18 protein-coding genes and 1 riboswitch are annotated in these 16,213 nt (G+C 30.5%); of the genes, 1 reads left to right on the top strand and 17 read right to left on the bottom strand.

Annotation, left to right across the window (positions count from 1 at the left end; translation table 11 throughout):
• Nucleotides 1–131: 131 nt before the first annotated feature.
• From tsf to BN2746_RS07275, 17 genes are all read right to left on the bottom strand, one after another.
• A complete protein-coding gene (gene tsf / locus BN2746_RS07355) occupies nt 132–803 on the bottom strand; it encodes a translation elongation factor Ts (protein ID WP_055079137.1) in 672 nt (223 codons plus the stop codon).
• A gap of 77 nt (nt 804–880) precedes the next feature.
• The gene (gene rpsB / locus BN2746_RS07350; protein ID WP_055079136.1) at nt 881–1,723 is read right to left on the bottom strand and encodes a 30S ribosomal protein S2; all 843 of its coding nucleotides are present in this window, start codon (nt 1,721–1,723) and stop codon (nt 881–883) included.
• A 129-nt stretch (nt 1,724–1,852) separates the two neighbouring features.
• Nucleotides 1,853–3,916 carry a type I DNA topoisomerase gene (topA, locus tag BN2746_RS07345; RefSeq protein WP_055079135.1) on the bottom strand — a complete coding sequence of 688 codons (2,064 nt, stop codon included), beginning with the start codon at nt 3,914–3,916 and terminating at the stop codon, nt 1,853–1,855.
• Nucleotides 3,917–3,920: 4 nt separating this feature from the next.
• The gene (gene dprA, locus BN2746_RS07340) at nt 3,921–5,000 is read right to left on the bottom strand and encodes a DNA-processing protein DprA (protein WP_055079134.1); all 1,080 of its coding nucleotides are present in this window, start codon (nt 4,998–5,000) and stop codon (nt 3,921–3,923) included.
• Nucleotide 5,001: 1 nt separating this feature from the next.
• The gene (locus BN2746_RS07335) at nt 5,002–5,943 is read right to left on the bottom strand and encodes an RluA family pseudouridine synthase (RefSeq protein WP_055079133.1); all 942 of its coding nucleotides are present in this window, start codon (nt 5,941–5,943) and stop codon (nt 5,002–5,004) included.
• Nucleotides 5,940–6,614, bottom strand: coding sequence for a uracil-DNA glycosylase (locus tag BN2746_RS07330; RefSeq protein WP_055079132.1), 675 nt, complete (start codon nt 6,612–6,614; stop codon nt 5,940–5,942). The genes BN2746_RS07335 and BN2746_RS07330 overlap by 4 nt, the downstream gene beginning before the upstream one ends.
• Nucleotides 6,611–7,069 carry a signal peptidase II gene (gene lspA / locus BN2746_RS07325; RefSeq protein WP_055079131.1) on the bottom strand — a complete coding sequence of 153 codons (459 nt, stop codon included), beginning with the start codon at nt 7,067–7,069 and terminating at the stop codon, nt 6,611–6,613. The genes BN2746_RS07330 and lspA overlap by 4 nt, the downstream gene beginning before the upstream one ends.
• Before the next feature lie 9 nt (nt 7,070–7,078).
• Nucleotides 7,079–7,861 carry a YlmH/Sll1252 family protein gene (locus BN2746_RS07320; RefSeq protein ID WP_055079130.1) on the bottom strand — a complete coding sequence of 261 codons (783 nt, stop codon included), beginning with the start codon at nt 7,859–7,861 and terminating at the stop codon, nt 7,079–7,081.
• The gene (locus tag BN2746_RS07315) at nt 7,861–8,355 is read right to left on the bottom strand and encodes a cell division protein SepF (RefSeq protein ID WP_055079129.1); all 495 of its coding nucleotides are present in this window, start codon (nt 8,353–8,355) and stop codon (nt 7,861–7,863) included. Before BN2746_RS07315 ends, BN2746_RS07320 begins: the two co-directional genes overlap by 1 nt.
• A gap of 8 nt (nt 8,356–8,363) precedes the next feature.
• A complete protein-coding gene (locus BN2746_RS07310; RefSeq protein ID WP_055079128.1) occupies nt 8,364–9,059 on the bottom strand; it encodes a YggS family pyridoxal phosphate-dependent enzyme in 696 nt (231 codons plus the stop codon).
• Nucleotides 9,060–9,067: 8 nt separating this feature from the next.
• The gene (locus tag BN2746_RS07305) at nt 9,068–10,285 is read right to left on the bottom strand and encodes an HlyD family efflux transporter periplasmic adaptor subunit (protein ID WP_055079127.1); all 1,218 of its coding nucleotides are present in this window, start codon (nt 10,283–10,285) and stop codon (nt 9,068–9,070) included.
• Between the two features lie 72 nt (nt 10,286–10,357).
• On the bottom strand, nt 10,358–11,350 hold the full coding sequence (gene trpS, locus BN2746_RS07300; RefSeq protein ID WP_082420231.1) for a tryptophan--tRNA ligase: 993 nt from the start codon (nt 11,348–11,350) through the stop codon (nt 10,358–10,360).
• Between the two features lie 108 nt (nt 11,351–11,458).
• Nucleotides 11,459–12,478, bottom strand: a complete 1,020-nt coding sequence (gene tsaD, locus BN2746_RS07295; protein ID WP_055079125.1) for a tRNA (adenosine(37)-N6)-threonylcarbamoyltransferase complex transferase subunit TsaD — start codon at nt 12,476–12,478, stop codon at nt 11,459–11,461.
• Entirely contained in the window at nt 12,432–12,914 is a 483-nt protein-coding gene (gene rimI / locus BN2746_RS07290; protein ID WP_077064969.1) for a ribosomal protein S18-alanine N-acetyltransferase, read from the bottom strand. The genes tsaD and rimI overlap by 47 nt, the downstream gene beginning before the upstream one ends.
• Nucleotides 12,907–13,587 (bottom strand): tRNA (adenosine(37)-N6)-threonylcarbamoyltransferase complex dimerization subunit type 1 TsaB, encoded by a 681-nt coding sequence (gene tsaB, locus BN2746_RS07285; RefSeq protein WP_055079123.1) that lies wholly within the window; start codon nt 13,585–13,587, stop codon nt 12,907–12,909. The genes rimI and tsaB overlap by 8 nt, the downstream gene beginning before the upstream one ends.
• Complete coding sequence (gene tsaE / locus BN2746_RS07280; protein WP_055079122.1) at nt 13,584–14,036, bottom strand: tRNA (adenosine(37)-N6)-threonylcarbamoyltransferase complex ATPase subunit type 1 TsaE; 453 nt, start codon at nt 14,034–14,036, stop codon at nt 13,584–13,586. Before tsaE ends, tsaB begins: the two co-directional genes overlap by 4 nt.
• Nucleotides 14,037–14,076: 40 nt before the next feature.
• Entirely contained in the window at nt 14,077–14,652 is a 576-nt protein-coding gene (locus BN2746_RS07275) for an ECF transporter S component (protein ID WP_055079121.1), read from the bottom strand.
• A gap of 62 nt (nt 14,653–14,714) precedes the next feature.
• A riboswitch (FMN riboswitch) is annotated at nt 14,715–14,830 on the bottom strand.
• A 67-nt stretch (nt 14,831–14,897) separates the two neighbouring features.
• On the opposite strand from BN2746_RS07275, the gene BN2746_RS07270 reads away from it, so the two are divergent.
• A complete protein-coding gene (locus tag BN2746_RS07270) occupies nt 14,898–16,190 on the top strand; it encodes a M18 family aminopeptidase (protein ID WP_055079120.1) in 1,293 nt (430 codons plus the stop codon).
• Nucleotides 16,191–16,213: the final 23 nt, after the last annotated feature.

Genomic DNA, 16,213 nt, shown 5'->3' with positions numbered 1-16,213 from the left:
ATTAAATTTTACCATTATCATAATCTTAATTCAACTAAACAAAGTTCTATTACAGCTATAGTACCAATAAAACCTTTAATTATACTTACAAAAAACTTACAAAAAAAGCGAGCATGTGCTCGCTTTAAAATCTATTGATTGATTTGTTTTGAAACTTCTTCTGCGAAGTCTTCTTCTCTTTTTTCTAATCCTTCCCCTACTTCAAATCTTTCAAATCTTCTAATTTTAATATTTTCTCCAATTTTTGCTATTAAGTTAGTTAGAAGAGTTTGAACGTTGATAGATGGATCTTTTATAAAAGGTTGATCCAATAGGCATATTTCTTGATAAAATTTATTTAATCTACCTTCAACTTTTTTATGTGCAATTTCCTTTGAACGTTCAGGATCCATTCCCTTTTCAGCGTTTTCGTTCATTGCTTGATGAATAAGAATTTCTCTTTCTTTTTCAACTTCTTCTTCAGGAACTTCTTCTCTTGTAACGTATTTTGGTGAGCTTGCAGCTACTTGCATAGCAATATCTCTAACAAATTGAATAAATTCTTCGTTTTTAGCTACGAAGTCTGTTTCAGTATTAACTTCAACTATTGTAGCAATTCTTCCACCATGGATATAAGCATCTACTAAACCTTCAGCTGCAATTCTTCCAGCTTTTTTAGCAGAAGCAGCAAGTCCTTTTTCTCTTAAAAGTTCTTGAGCTTTTTCCATATCTCCATTACTTTCTTCTAATGCCTTCTTTGCGTCCATCATACCAGCACCAGTTTTATCTCTTAATTCTTTAACCATTGATGCTTTTATAGCCATTGGTATTCCTCCTTTGTGTTTTAGATAAAGGTAAGAGTTTAGCTCTTACCTTAGAATATTAAAGTTTATATTAAAGATTATTCAACATCCTCTTGATTTTCTTCTGATTTTTCATATTCAGTTTCTTCTTCATCTTCAGTTTCTTCTTCGTCTTCAACTTCTTCTGATTCTTCGTCTTCAAAGTCTTCTTGAACTTCTTCATTTTCTGAATCTTCAGAATCTACTTCATCATGTTGTGCACCTTGATTAGCTTCAACAACAGCATCAGCTATTACACTTGTAAGAAGTTTTACCGCTCTTATAGCATCATCATTTCCTGGAATAGGAATGTCTACTTCATCTGGATCTGTATTTGTATCTACTACAGCAACAACAGGAATACCTAATATTCTTGCTTCATTAACTGCAATACTTTCATTTTTAGGGTCAATAATAAATAAGCAATCTGGAAGACCTTTCATATCCTTTATTCCTCCAAGATATTTTTCAAGTCTTTCCATTTCATGACGTAATTGTATTACTTCTTTCTTTGGAAGAAGATCAAAAGTATTATTTTCTTCTAATTCTTTTAATTCGTGAAGTCTGTTAATTCTACTTTTAATTGTCTTGTAGTTTGTTAACATACCTCCTAACCATCTTTGGCTAACATATGGTTGGCCTGCTCTTTTTGCTTCTGTTTCAATTGCTTCTTGAGCTTGTTTCTTAGTTCCAACAAACATAACAGTTCCACCATCTGCAACTAAATCTCTTACGTAATTGTAAGCTTCTTCAATTTGCTTTACAGTTTTTTGTAAATCTATGATGTAGATTCCATTTCTTTCTGTAAAGATAAATTTTTTCATCTTTGGATTCCATCTTCTTGTTTGATGTCCAAAGTGTACACCTGCTTCTAACAGGCTTTTCATTGATACTACTGACATATTTTTCCTCCTTGTTTTTACCTCCATTTGACTCGACTTGTAAAAGGACTTAAAAGCAACTCTTTTACAATCCTCAAATGTGTGTTTTACTTGTGTATAATAACACATCTTTAAATATTATGCAAATAATTATTTAACATAATCACATTCAGTGTTTGAGCATTTTATTTCATCAACTTTTCTATTTTTCTTATGAACTAAAATATGTCCACATTTTGGACATTTTTCATTTATCGGTTTGTCCCAAACAGCAAAATCGCAATCAGGATAATTTGAGCATCCATAAAATATTTTTCCCCTTTTTGAGACTTTTTCTATAATATCTCCATCTTTACAGTCTGGGCAATTAATTCCTATCTTTTTAACAAGTACTTTTGTGTAAGTACAGTCTGGGAAGTTACTACAACCAATAAATTTGCCATTTCTTCCGTGTTTGACAACTAAGTCATGTCCACATTCAGGGCATTTTTCTCCTGTTTTTTTAGGAATAACTTTGAAATTATCATCATCTTCTTTTGCATTTAGTAATTTCTTTTCAAAATTATCATAAAAATCAGATACAAGATTTTTCCAATCAAGTCCATCGTCTGCAATCTTATCAAGCTCTGCTTCCATTTCGGCAGTGAATTCTTCATTTATTATCTCATCAAAGTACTTGATTAGGAAGGAATTTACTTTTTCTCCAAGCTCTGTAGTGAAAAATTTTTTTTGTTTCAATTCTACATAATTTCTCTTTGTCAATGAGCTTATTATAGATGCATAGGTACTTGGCCTTCCAATGCCATCTTCTTCCAATGTCTTTACAAGACTGGCCTCTGTAAATCTTGATTTAGGTTTTGTAAAATGTTGTTTTTTATCTATGCTCTCTGCTTTTAAAATTTCATTCTTTTTTATTTCTGGAAGTATAACATCTGTATCATTTATTTTATAAAGTTTTGTAAATCCTTTAAAAGACTCTACATTTCCATTTATCTTAAAAATAAAATTGTTATTATTAATTGTAATTGATGTTGTCTTATACTTTGCTTGAGACATTTGACTTGCAACTGTCCTTGTCCAAATTAATTCATATAGTTTATATTGATCTTTGCTTAAATAACCTTCTATAGAGTTAGGAGTTCTCAATACTGAACTTGGTCTAATTGCCTCATGTGCATCTTGTGAGTTTTTCTTGTTCTTTCCGTAAGGATTTCCCTTAGTGGCAAACTCTTTTCCAAAATTTTTAATGATATAATCTAAACTATCTTGAACTGTACCTGATGAAATTCTTGTTGAGTCAGTTCTCATGTAAGATATTAATCCTACACTTCCTTCTCTTCCAAGTCTAATTCCTTCATAGAGCTGTTGTGCAATTGTCATTGTCTTAGATGCTGAAAAGTTAAGTCTTCTATTTGCATCTTGTTGAAGTGTACTTGTTGTATATGGAGGATATGGTTGTTTATTTTTTGTTCCCACCTTTACATCTACCACTTCGAAATTATCCTTATCAAGCTTTTTAAGGATTTCATTAGCACCCTTTTCAGTTTTTATATCAAGTTTTTGTTCTTTGCCATCTTTATAAAAACCATAAAAATTTGATTCAAATTCCATCTTGTCTTTTTTGTGATTTGCACTCAAAGTCCAATACTCTTGAGGTTTAAATTCCCTTATTTCTTTTTCTCTTTCACACAGAAGCCTAAGAGCAACTGATTGTACTCTACCAGCACTAAGACCGCTTTTAACCTTCTTCCAAAGAATAGGTGATATCTCATACCCCACAAGTCTATCAAGCACTCTACGAGCCTGTTGGGCGTCTACAAGACGCATATCTATTGCTCTTGGTTTATTGATTGAATTCTTAACAGTTTCTTTTGTTATTTCATGGAATTCAATTCTATTTTCATCTGTAGGATTTAATTTTAATAAATTTGAAATATGCCAGGAAATAGCTTCTCCTTCTCTGTCAGGGTCGGTTGCCAATAGCACTTTATCTGATGCCTTAGCTTCCTTTTTAATTTGTTTTATTATATCCCCCTTACCCCTAACACTTATATATTCAGGTTCAAAGTTATTTTCTATATCAATTCCCATCTTGCTCTTAGGTAAATCTCTCAAATGTCCTACCGAAGCTATAACCTTATAATTACTGCCCAATATTTTACCAATGGTTTTCGCTTTTGTAGGAGACTCGACAATAACTAATTTTTTAGCCACTCTATCATTCCTTTCTAACTATTGGGTAAAATATTCCACCCATTTCTTCTGATACGTATCCTTTCATTTCAAGCTTTGTTAATGTTGCATTTATATCTTCTACTGCAATTCCCAACTGATCAGATATTATATCACTTGTGCATGGATTTTTTAATAAAATATTTATAATATCATTTTCAGTAGGATCTTCTAATTGTATTAGAATCTCTTTATTTTCTATTTCATTAGGGCAGTGTATATCTTCTAAAATATCATCTACTTCAGTCACTATCTTTGCCCCTTCTCTAATTAGAGCATTAGTTCCAAGGCTATAGAAGCTATTAATGTTCCCAGGTATTGCAAAAACATCCTTGCCTTGATCAAGACCATAATTTGCCGTAATTAATGTACCTGATTTTCTCATTGCCTCAACGACAACAACTCCTTGCCCAATACCTGAAATTATTCTATTGCGGTATGGGAAGTTATAATTTTTTGGAGTTGTTCCTAAAGGATATTCAGAAACTACAGCCCCATTTCTTGATACTCTTTTATATAGTTCTTTGTGTGTCTTAGGATAAATAACATCAATTCCATTTCCTATAACACCAATTGTTCTGTTATTATTTTGGAGACTTGTTTCATGAGCAATCTTATCTATGCCATAGGCAAGTCCAGATATTATTGGAATTCCATTTCTTGAAAGGTCCCTTGCTATCTCTTTACATGCCCACGCCCCATATGAAGTACATTTTCGTGATCCGACCATAGAAATTCCATACATATCATCTTTTTGTAAAGTACCTAAATAATATAACATAAGTGGTGGATCTTCTATGTAATTTAAGTTTATGGGGTAATCTTCTTCATCTATAAAAGTCATTTTTATCCCCATAGACTTAACTTTTTCTAAATAATCTTTTAAATCAAAAGCTTTATTCTTCAAAATCCTTTCACAAATTCTTTTATCTAAACCTTTTATTTCTTTGACTTGATCTATATTGTTGATAAAATCTTTGTAATTAGAAAAATATTCTATAATATTTATGGCAGCCTTATTTGAAATTGATAGAGCATTACAAAACAATATTAGTTTTTTATCCAATTTAATCCTCCAAATTTAAAACCAACTCTTTATAACATTCATAGTCTAAGTTGCATTTTTTTATAGTCTCTATATAGTCTTCATGTAATGGTGCTATTAACTCAATCCTCTTATCTAATATCGGATGATTAAACTTTAGATAAAAGGCATGTAACATCTGTCTATTTGTATTTATCTTTTCTTTTTTTATACCATAGGTTTTGTCTCCCAAAACTGGATGATGTAGAGATGACAAATGAACTCTTATTTGGTGAGTTCTTCCAGTTGATATTAAAACTTCTACTAAAGAATACTCATCATTATAACAAATTGGTCTAAGAATTGACTTTGCATACTTTCCATCTTCTACTACAGCCATTTTAGTCCTGTTGTAAATATCTCTTCCAATTGGCTTTTCAATTACGACTTCTTCATCTACTTTCCCATGTACAATAGCTACATAATGTTTTTCAATTTCTCTATTTTGAAACATACTCTTTAGTTTTCCATGGGTATCGTTATTCTTTGCAATTATAATAAGCCCTGAGGTATCTTTGTCAAGTCTGTGTACTATTCCAGGTCTAAAGGGTTGATATAAATCCGAAAGATTCTTAAATCTAAAAAGCAATCTATTAACAAGAGTACCTTCTCTTATAGTCTCAGTAGGATGTACTATGAGATTTGAAGGTTTATTCAAAACTGCTATATAATCATCTTCGTAAATAATTTCAAGTTCTTTATCCTCAGCTAAAATTTTTCCCACTTCATCTGTAGGAAGTAAAATATTTATTGTATCTCCCGATTTTACATTATATGATGGCTTTATAGCTATTCCATTTACAAGTACCTCTTTTGAAGATATAAGTTTTTTTATAAAATTTCTGGTATAGTCTTCTAAGTAGTCTGTAATGTATTTGTCAATTCTTATTCCGTCTTCTTTTACAATTATTTCTATTTCTTTCATATATTTTCAATCTGCCAATCTATTGGTTTTAAGTTTTGAGAAATCAAAAAGTTATTGGTCTTTGAAAAAGGTCTACTTCCAAAGAAACCTCTATATGCTGAAAGGGGTGAAGGATGTGGTGATTGTATCACATAGTGAATTTTTTGATTAATGAATTTCTTTTTTGAAATAGCATGACTTCCCCAAAGTATAAATACTATTGGCTCTTTCCTATCACCAAGTATCTCTATAACTCTATCTGTTAAAATTTGCCATCCGATATCTTTGTGAGAGTTTGCCATTCCCCTTCTAACTGTAAGTGTAGTGTTAAGAAGCATTACTCCTTGGTTAACCCACTTCATTAAATATCCATTATTTGGAATATATCCACCAACATCATCTACCATCTCCTTATATATATTATTAAGTGATGGCGGTATAGTAACTCCTGGTAATACAGAAAAACTATGTCCATGGGCTTGACCAACTCCATGATATGGATCTTGTCCAATAATCACAATCTTAACGTCTTCATAACTAACTTTTTTTAACGCATCAAATATAAGGTACATGTCTGGAAATATATCATAATTTTTATATTCATTTATCAAAATCTTTCTGAGTTTTTGATAATAATCTTTTTGAAATTCGTCCTTCAAGAGCTCATCCCAGCTATTATTAAACTTTATCATTGTATCTCCTCAAAGTCATCAGTTTTAACAAATGCGATTATAAGTAGAAAAGTTCCACATACAACAGCAATATCTGCTACATTAAATACAGGAAATTCATATCCGTTTGGAAATGTAACCGATATAAAATCTATTACGAAATGTCTAAAAACTCTATCAATTAAATTACCTATTGCACCACCTATTATTAATGAGATGGATACTTTAGATATTGTCGAAAGTCTATTTCGACTTTTATAAAGAAAATAACACAATGCAGCAATTATAAAAAACGTAAAAAAAACAAGTATGATCTTTTTACCTTGAAGAATCCCAAAAGCAGCTCCTCTATTTTCCACATAAACTAATTCCATAAAATTTTCTACTAACTTGATAGAACCATTTTTTAGTCCTATTGCTAAGTACTTTGTAATCTGGTCCAAAATAATGACAAAAAAAATAATTGCTAATATCACAGTCTTCTCCTAAATGTATTTCAAAAATTCTACTACATAATTATCTTTTTTGGTTCTTGATATAGGTTCCAAAAACCTATATCTTCCATAACCTCTAATAGAAATCACAGAAAAATCTTCTACTAATTGATGGGTTGATTTTTCTTCAGTATAATTAAGTTTAACTTCTCCCCTATTGATTTTATCACTGGCTTTTTTCCTTGAAGATTTCATTAACCCAGAACAAATTGTATCAAGTCTAAGGGAAGACACAATCATGGTCTCTTTCACATAGTTCTTTTCCACATATTCAAAATCAAAATCTGATATTTCTTCTATTGATATATTTTGATTACGAACCTTAAAGAAATTATTCAGTATATAATTTTCAATGGTATTTCTAATGAATAACACTACATTGGTCTTTGTAAAAAGTATATCTCCAACCTTACTCCTACTTATACCTAAAGATAGAAGAGATCCCAAGACATCTCTATGAACTATATCCTTATCTGGAATTACAAAGGACAAAGTTTTTATATATTCTTCAGGATTTGGTTCATAATATTCCCCAAATATTAGTAGTACATTTCGTTCGCATTCCTTTAAACTTGGATACACTAAATAACGGTCAAATCCAAATGTATTCATAAGTGAAATTGCATATTTTATTTCAATTGGAGACATAAAATCTGTACAATAAGGAATATTTTTTTCCATAACAACAAATAGACTATCATAAAAGCTTTTGATAGTCTGTTTTGTGTCAAGATCTTTAATATGACCTAATATTTTATCTAATTCATTAGACATTATAGTTGATAAAATCCTTTACTTGCAATTTGATCTTTTAATTTCCCATCTATTTCAAGTTCCTTTGGAGCTATTACAAATATGTCTTTACTAACTTTTTGTATCTTGCCATCAAGTGCGTAGATGCCTCCGCTAACAAAGTCAAATGCCTTTCTCTTAAGGTCTATATCCAACATTTCTAAATTAAGCACTACAACATTTTTAGATAATATATCATCTAAAACTGGTGGCGCATCTTCATATGATATAGGTTCATGTATTAAAATTTTCACTCTGTCAGATGAGTAATTGTCATTAAATGGAACCACATTATTTTTCTTAAATCTGTTTTGAGTAGATACACTCGGTTCATCATACTCATCTTTAAAATCTGGTTCTTTAAAATCTTGTGAATTGTCATAGTAATCATCATCTAAATAATCTTCTTCATAATAATCATCATCATATTCATCTTCTAAACCTAAAAGACTTTTAAATTTATCAAACTTGCCCATAGCTCCTCCTAAACATATACTCTTTTACCAAATATATCAGTTCCTATCCGAACCATGTTTGAGCCTTCTTCCACTGCAACTTTATAATCATGACTCATTCCCATGGAAAGGTATTTCATTTCTATATTCTTAAATTCTCGTGTTCTAAGTTCATCATAAATTTTTTTCATATCTCTAAATAAAGGTCGTACCTTTTCAACATCTTCATAAAAAGGTGCAATCATCATTAACCCTTTAACTTTTACATAGTTTGAGTTTTCAATTAAAATAAGTAACTCTTCTAAGTCTTCTATATAAATTCCAGACTTAGATTTTTCTTTAGCTAAATTCACTTGAATTAAACAGTTAAATATAAAGTCTTCATTTCTTCCTCTTTTTTCCATTTCTTTAATTAAAGACTTTCTATCAAGTGAATGAATAAGTTTTGCGGTGTTAACTAAATATTTCACCTTATTACTTTGTAGATACCCAATCATATGAAAATTAATATCTTCTAAATTATTTAATGAACTTTCTTTTTTTGTAAGTTCCTGAACCTTATTTTCTCCAAAGTCACGTTGCCCATGCTCATAAGCTTCCATAACCTTTTCTTCATCAACAGTTTTAGAAACCGCTATTAATGTAATAGGATAGTCCAGTCCCTTCTCTTTTTTTATTAAATCAATATTGGATTTAATTTTGTCTATGTTTTCACCAATACTCAAAAAATCACCTATTCCAATAATTCTTTATCTTTAACCAGGTTAGGATGAATTAATACTTCATCATATAAGGTTAATGTTTCATAATTTTTTCCACCAAAAGTAATCATACCATCTTTTCCAGCAGAAACAAAGGTGCTCTTTTCTTTTTCACCAACGATTTTAACAGCTACGAATTTAACTATTCCTGATGGATTTTTTACATAAACTCCCCAAATTCCATCTTTTTCTATAATACTGGATGTTGGAACTAAAAAAGTTTTTTCTTCGTCTTTAATCAATTTGAAGTTTAAAAATCTTTTATTTTCTACAATTTTAAAACCTTCATCAAACTTAATTAAAAACTTAGTTTCCTTATCTATGTCTAATATCTGTTCTATTCTTCCATTTAGATAGTCTTTTCCAATTTTTATTTTAATTGTATCTCCAGCTTCTAACCCTTTACTTAAATTTGAGGTTAAAGTTTTGAAATACAGATAAAAAAAGTTATTATTTACAATCTTTGATCCGTCTATAGTCATATCTTCTTTTACATCATCAGGTATCTTAAATTCAAAGTTCTCTAAATCTATATCATATGGATTTAAAATATCTTCATAACCATCAATTTTATTTAAAAGAACACCAGAAACTGGAACTTTTAAATTTTCACCATTTTTGCTTAAGACTTCAGATATTACACTGTAATTGTTTTTTAAATAATTGAGTTCTTCTCTATTTTTTTTCAAATAGTCATAATCAAATTCGTTTAAATTCTTTAAACTCTTATGTTCACCATCTTTAACCTTCGTATATATATACTCAGCGTCCATTGGAGACTTTGTTTCTGTGTCATCTTGAAGTTTTTCTTCTTTAGTTTTTTGACTCTTTTTGTAATAGATATTTTCCATTTTATAAAGATTGTCAGCTTTTTCTTTAGAAGTTTCTAAATTTAGATCTAAATTGTTTTTAAATCCATTAATAGAACCTATATTAGACAGTGCAGAAATCTTATCTAAAACTTCTTTATCTGTATTTATCATCTCTCCATATGATATTAGATATTCTTCTCTAATAACAGTTCCTGTAAGAGACAAAGTGTTTTCATAATTTTCTATATCACTAAGCTCAATAGTCTTGGACTTTAATTGTTTTGAATAAAGATTTCTTGAAACTACCAAAACTAATAAAAATAAAATTAGAATCTGTGGGGTAATCTTAAATTTTTTCTTTTTTCTTTTTCTTCTCATAATACCCTCTTGTGTTTTATGTTACTGTCTATTATATCAAAATTAAGAGCGAAAAAACGAAAAACTTCCAATTTATATTTGTACGAATCCAACTTTTCTGTAAACTTTTCTTATAGTTTTATTAGCTAAGTAACTTGCTTTTGAAGCTCCCTTTGCCATTACTTCCTCTAAAAATGCTTTATCATTAATAAGTCTACTGTACTCATCTTGAATTGGTTTTAAACTTTCAATTATAATTTCTGCCAAATCTTTCTTAAATGGTCCATAGCTTTCACCTTCATACTGTTTTACAATATCTTCAACGGATTCGTTTGAAAAAGCTTGGTAAATATTAATAAGATTTTTTAAACCTGGTTGATCATCGCTATAACAAAAATGTGCATCTGAGTCAGTAACAGCTCTCTTAATTTTCCTTTCAATTGTCTTTGGATCATCCAACATTAAGATATAACTATTTTCATCTTCACTTGACTTAGACATCTTAACACTTGGATCTTTTAGACTATAAATTTTCCCTGTTTCTTTTCTGATTAAGTTATCTGGAACTTTAAAAGTTTCAGAGTACTTGCTGTTAAATCTTATGGCAAGGTCTCTTGCAAGTTCCAAATGTTGTCTTTGATCTTCCCCAACAGGAACAAAATCAGTTTGATAGAGCAAAATATCCGCCGCCATAAGCACAGGATAAGTAAAAAGTGCCGCATTTAAATTTTCTTCAGATTTTTTTGCCTTGTCTTTGAACTGTGTCATTCTGCTAAGTTGACCCATATATGAAATGGAGCTAAGTACCCAGCTTAGCTCAAGATGCTCAGGCACATGTGATTGCACAAATATTGTTGACTTTTCAGGGTCAACATTACAAGCCATGTATAGTGCAAGGACTTCATATGTCCTTCTTCTTAAATCCTTTGCAACTTGTGGAACTGTAATTGAGTGTAAGTCCGCTATGGCATATATACATTCATAATCTTCTTGAAGCTTAGAAAAATTTTGTATTGCTCCTAAATAATTACCTATTGTTAAACTACCGGAGGGTTGAACTCCGCTTAAAACTACTTTTTTATTCATAATTCCTCCAAAACATTAATTACTTACATTGTATAATATATCCTTGAAAAGTAAAAGTAGAGACATAGGGCAAATCTTTATCTCTACTTTTGTTTTTACTTTAAATTTTTATTCATTAAGCTCCAAGTTAGGATAAACTTTTAAATCAAGTTCTGAAACTTTGCCATTAATATAATTATAATAAGCTGCAGAACCAATCATTGCAGCGTTATCTGTACAAAATATATTGGTTGGATAAAAAAGCTCTATTCCAAGCTTATCACATTCTTTTTGAAGTTTTTCTTTAAGTGAAGTGTTTGCTGCAACTCCTCCAGAAATAATAAATTTTTTCATATTATATTCTTTAATCATTCGAATAGATTTTATAACAAGCACATCAAGCACTGCTTCTTGAAAACTTGCAGCAACATCATTTATATCAATCTCTTTATTTTTTTGATTTTTTTGATTTAAATAGTTAAGGACAGCAGTCTTAAGCCCACTATAACTAAAGTCATATGAGTTATCGTCTATAAGAGGTCTTGGAAAATCAATTGCGTTCTTATTCCCAAGTTTTGCTCTCTTATCAATTTCTGGTCCTCCAGGATATGGAAGTCCAAGGGCTCTTGCAATCTTGTCAAAGCACTCTCCTGCCGCATCATCTTTTGTTCTTCCAATAATTTCTATATCATTATAATCCTTAACATTTACCAAATAAGTATGACCACCTGATACCACAAGTCCTCCAAAAGGAGGTTCTAAGTCTTTGTGAACCAAGTAGTTGGCACATATATGGCCTTCCATGTGATTAACTCCAACAAGTGGTATATCAAGAGCTAATGAAAGTGCCTTTGCAGAAGATATTCCTACAAGTAGCGCTCCAATTAATCCTGGACCCTTTGTACATGCAACAACATCAATGTCGGAAAAATTTAATCCAGCATCTTCAAGGGATGCTTTTATAATGTGATTTATACTTTCAAGATGCATTCTACTGGCAATTTCTGGTACAACTCCACCAAAAACTCTATGAGTAGAAATTTGAGAAGATATCACATTTGAAAGTACATTTCTTCCATCTTCTATCACTGCAACAGAAGTTTCATCGCATGAAGTTTCTATCGCTAAAATTTTTAAGTTTTTCTTCATCTATAATCAACCTCATTAATAATCCATCTTCTGATGGTTTTGAATAATACCCTTTTATTCTGGAAATAAGTTTAAATCCATATTTTTCATAAAGACCTATCGCTTTATAATTGAACTCACGAACCTCTAATGTAATTGTATCCACTTCGTTTTTTCTGCAGATTTTAATTATCTCTTGCATTATAAAGCTTCCTATTCCCCTTCCCTGGTAATTTGGTCTTACGGCAATATTATAAATATCACACTCGTTCATGATAATCATAATTCCAAAATATGCAACTGGAACATCGTCATCAAATACAATGTAAAAATGATTACAGGGATTATTGATTAGAGTTTCAAAGGATTCGTATGCCCATGGAAAACTGAAAATTTCATTTTCCATTTCAGATACGATTCTAACGTCTTTTTGAGTTACTTTTTCTACTCTAAACATTTTTATTTTCAAGATCCCTTTGGGCCTGTGATTTTCTAATGTATTCAGGTTTTAAATCTAAATAATCCTTTTTAGCCTCATCTTTTTTTTCATAAGCTATTTTGGATATATTAGTTGATATATTGGTGTTTAAGTTTTCAATATATTCATATCCTAATTCAGAAATATCATGAATGAAGTCATCTACATCCCCAACAAAAAGATATTTTTCATTTGATTTTATTAAATTTTCAACCAAATCTTCAAAATAGATTAAATCTTCTTTTTCAACTTCCTCCAATTTTTTATCTTTCCACTGGTATATCCCATAATAAACCCTTCCACCTCTTGCATCTATAATAGAAACTATTTTTTCAGGAGAATAAACTCCTCTTGCAATGGCTTTCAAAGTTGAAACTCCAATTATATCTTTATCAAATACCATCGCCAATGTTTTTGCAACAGTCATTCCTATACGAAGTCCTGTAAAAGATCCTGGACCCTTTCCAACTGCGTAAAGGTCAATGTCTTTTGTCTCTAAGCCAAGTTTTTCTAAAAGCTCTTCAATCATTGGAACCAAAGTTTCACTATGGGTTCTTTTTTGATTTATATTAAATTCTCCAATTATCTTCCCGTCTTCCATAACACTACAAGAAGATATCATTCCAGATGTATCAATACTTAAAATTTTCATTGTAATCTCTCTATCAATCTCTTTTCTTCTCTGTTATTTCCTAAAATAGTAAACTCTCTACCAGTATCAGTAATCTTCTCAATGTGAATTTCTATAAGATTTCTTGGCAGATAGCTCTTTGCTCTTTCAGCCCATTCAATTATAGTCAATCCATCAGGATAAAATAATAAATCAATATCCAATGTTTCCATTTCAACTTCATTTTCCATTCTATACAGATCCAAATGATTTATTTCAAAATTACCATGGTAGGTATTAACCAATGAAAAAGTAGGGCTTGTAACATAATCCAAAACACCTAAATGTTTTAATAGATATTGTGTAAAAGTTGTCTTACCAGCACCCATATCTCCAACTAATGATATGACCGAACCTTTAGTCAAAGCTTTAGATAGGATTTTTGCAAATTCATTTGTATCTTCTAAGTTATTCGAATTAAATTTATACATATCTCTCCAATTAAGAAAGGAATCGACATGCGATTCCTCTTTATGCTCTATTCATATATTTTTCAATCGGTTTTAAAAGTGCTATTGCTACGATTGAATTGAGAAATCCCTTTATTATATTAAACGGGATTATTACAATAAATAAGAACGTTGCTGAATTCTTTACAAGCGGATTAATCTTACTAAATGATTTTGCGTATTTAGGTATGTCCATTCCATATAGTGGGAATATAAAGAAATAATTACTTATAGTTGCAATTATTGCCATAGCTAATACCCCTATAGCTAAAGAAATTATCGAATTCTTAACTGTTTTTTTCTTACTATAAAGATATGATGAAATACATACAAGTGCGCTTGATACAATTAAATTAGATAGTTCTCCAATGAATCCCGTACTTGTTGACTGTACAATTATTTTTACTATCAACTTAATTATTATAACATAAAATCCCGCTAATGGTCCCATAGTAAATCCAGCTATAAGTGCTGGCACTTCTCCAAAGTCTATGTCCATAAATGGTGGAAACATAGGTAGTGGAAAGTGCAGCGCAATCATCAAAATCCCTGATATAGCACCAAGTAGTGCTATTCTTACCAACTTTTTAATATTCATATTGTCCTCCTACAATTAGGGGCATAAAAAAAACCCCGTATTACTTCGGGGCTATAATAGCTACAATTCTTCTTTCATCCAGACTTTACTGTCGGTTTTGGAATTTCACCAAATCAACCTGATAGGCTCGCGGACTATAACCGCCGGTGAGGAATCACACCTCGCCCTGAAGACATTTTTATTATACCATAATACTATGTAAAATCAAATTGAAATTAATGGTACAATATAAATGAGGTGATTATATGAACAAATACGTAAATGGACTTATGGACTTTATAGATAACAGCCCATCCGTTTATCATGTTAATAAAAATATTAGAAAAAGACTTGAAGAAAATGGTTTTACAGAACTTTTAAGATCTGAGAAATGGAAATTAAAAAATAATGGAAAGTATTTTATAAGCAATGGTGATTCTGCAATTATTGCATTTACTGTTAATGATATTAAAAAATTTACACACTTTAACATTGTCGGTTCACATAGCGACTCACCTACTTTTAGAATAAAGCCAAATCCAATTATGATTGAGAAGGATAAGTATATAAAACTAAATACTGAAGTTTATGGTGGACCTATCTTAAGTACATGGTTTGATAGAAACCTTTCAATTGCTGGGAGAGTTTCGGTTGTTGAAAACAAAAAAATTATTTCCAAGCTAATAGATTTTGAAAAACCAGTTACTACAATTCCGAACTTGGCAATTCACATGAATAGAGAAATAAATAAAGGATATACTTACAATCCTCAAAAGGATACTCTTCCAATTCTTGGAATGTTGGCTTCAGATTTAGAAAAAGATGACTTGTTAATCTCTTTGATTTCAGAAAAATTAAATGTTAATAAAGAAAATATTTTAGACTTTGACCTATTCTTATACGATACAGAAAAAGGAAAATATATAGGATTAAATGAGGAATTCTATAGCATAGGTAGAATAGATAACTTAGGCATGGCATATTCATCTATTGAAGCTTTAACCACTTCCAAATCAAAAAGCGGAATAAATGTTGTATTAATTTCAAATCACGAAGAGATTGGGTCAATGACAAAAGAAGGTGCCGACTCTCCTTTCTTAAGAGATGTTCTCCAAAGAATTGTTTACTCTACTGGTGGAAACTTTGAAGATTTTGATATAGCAATCGACAATTCATTTATGATTTCTGCTGACCAAGCACATGCCCTTCATCCAAATTACGTTGAGAAGAACGACCCAACTAATTTTCCAATCATAAACGAAGGACCATGTATAAAAATGGCTGCTAGAATGAGCTACACTTCAGACAGCGTGTCAGCTTCATTTATAAATAAGTTATCTAAAGACATAGATGTTCCTGTACAATACTTTGTAAATCGTTCAGATATGCCAGGAGGTTCAACAATTGGACCAATTAACAGTTCACATTTAAATATAAAATCTGTTGATATGGGATGTCCAATTCTTGGAATGCATTCTGTGAGAGAGCTGGGAGGTTCTAAAGACCAAGAATATATTCATTTGTTATTTGAAAAATTCTTTGAAGACATTGCACTATAAACAAAAATTAGGAGATATTGCTT

The organism is Lagierella massiliensis (assembly GCF_001407835.1).
GTDB classification, from domain to species: domain Bacteria; phylum Bacillota; class Clostridia; order Tissierellales; family Peptoniphilaceae; genus Mediannikoviicoccus; species Mediannikoviicoccus massiliensis.
The sequence above is the reverse complement of the archived record's forward strand: the minus strand, read 5'-3'. Positions and strand labels throughout refer to the sequence as shown.

Excerpts from the sequence above, each read along its gene's own strand:
- tsaE (WP_055079122.1), bottom strand. The coding sequence starts at position 14,036 with ATGTATAAATTTAATTCGAATAACTTAGAAGATACAAATGAATTTGCA.
- BN2746_RS07335 (WP_055079133.1), bottom strand. The coding sequence starts at position 5,943 with ATGAAAGAAATAGAAATAATTGTAAAAGAAGACGGAATAAGAATTGAC.
- tsaB (WP_055079123.1), bottom strand. The coding sequence starts at position 13,587 with ATGAAAATTTTAAGTATTGATACATCTGGAATGATATCTTCTTGTAGT.
- rimI (WP_077064969.1), bottom strand. The coding sequence starts at position 12,914 with ATGTTTAGAGTAGAAAAAGTAACTCAAAAAGACGTTAGAATCGTATCT.
- BN2746_RS07275 (WP_055079121.1), bottom strand. The coding sequence starts at position 14,652 with ATGAATATTAAAAAGTTGGTAAGAATAGCACTACTTGGTGCTATATCA.
- BN2746_RS07305 (WP_055079127.1), bottom strand. The coding sequence starts at position 10,285 with ATGAGAAGAAAAAGAAAAAAGAAAAAATTTAAGATTACCCCACAGATT.
- rpsB (WP_055079136.1), bottom strand. The coding sequence starts at position 1,723 with ATGTCAGTAGTATCAATGAAAAGCCTGTTAGAAGCAGGTGTACACTTT.
- BN2746_RS07320 (WP_055079130.1), bottom strand. The coding sequence starts at position 7,861 with ATGTCTAATGAATTAGATAAAATATTAGGTCATATTAAAGATCTTGAC.
- BN2746_RS07330 (WP_055079132.1), bottom strand. The coding sequence starts at position 6,614 with ATGATAAAGTTTAATAATAGCTGGGATGAGCTCTTGAAGGACGAATTT.
- tsf (WP_055079137.1), bottom strand. The coding sequence starts at position 803 with ATGGCTATAAAAGCATCAATGGTTAAAGAATTAAGAGATAAAACTGGT.
- tsaD (WP_055079125.1), bottom strand. The coding sequence starts at position 12,478 with ATGAAGAAAAACTTAAAAATTTTAGCGATAGAAACTTCATGCGATGAA.
- BN2746_RS07315 (WP_055079129.1), bottom strand. The coding sequence starts at position 8,355 with ATGGGCAAGTTTGATAAATTTAAAAGTCTTTTAGGTTTAGAAGATGAA.
- BN2746_RS07270 (WP_055079120.1), top strand. The coding sequence starts at position 14,898 with ATGAACAAATACGTAAATGGACTTATGGACTTTATAGATAACAGCCCA.
- trpS (WP_082420231.1), bottom strand. The coding sequence starts at position 11,350 with ATGAATAAAAAAGTAGTTTTAAGCGGAGTTCAACCCTCCGGTAGTTTA.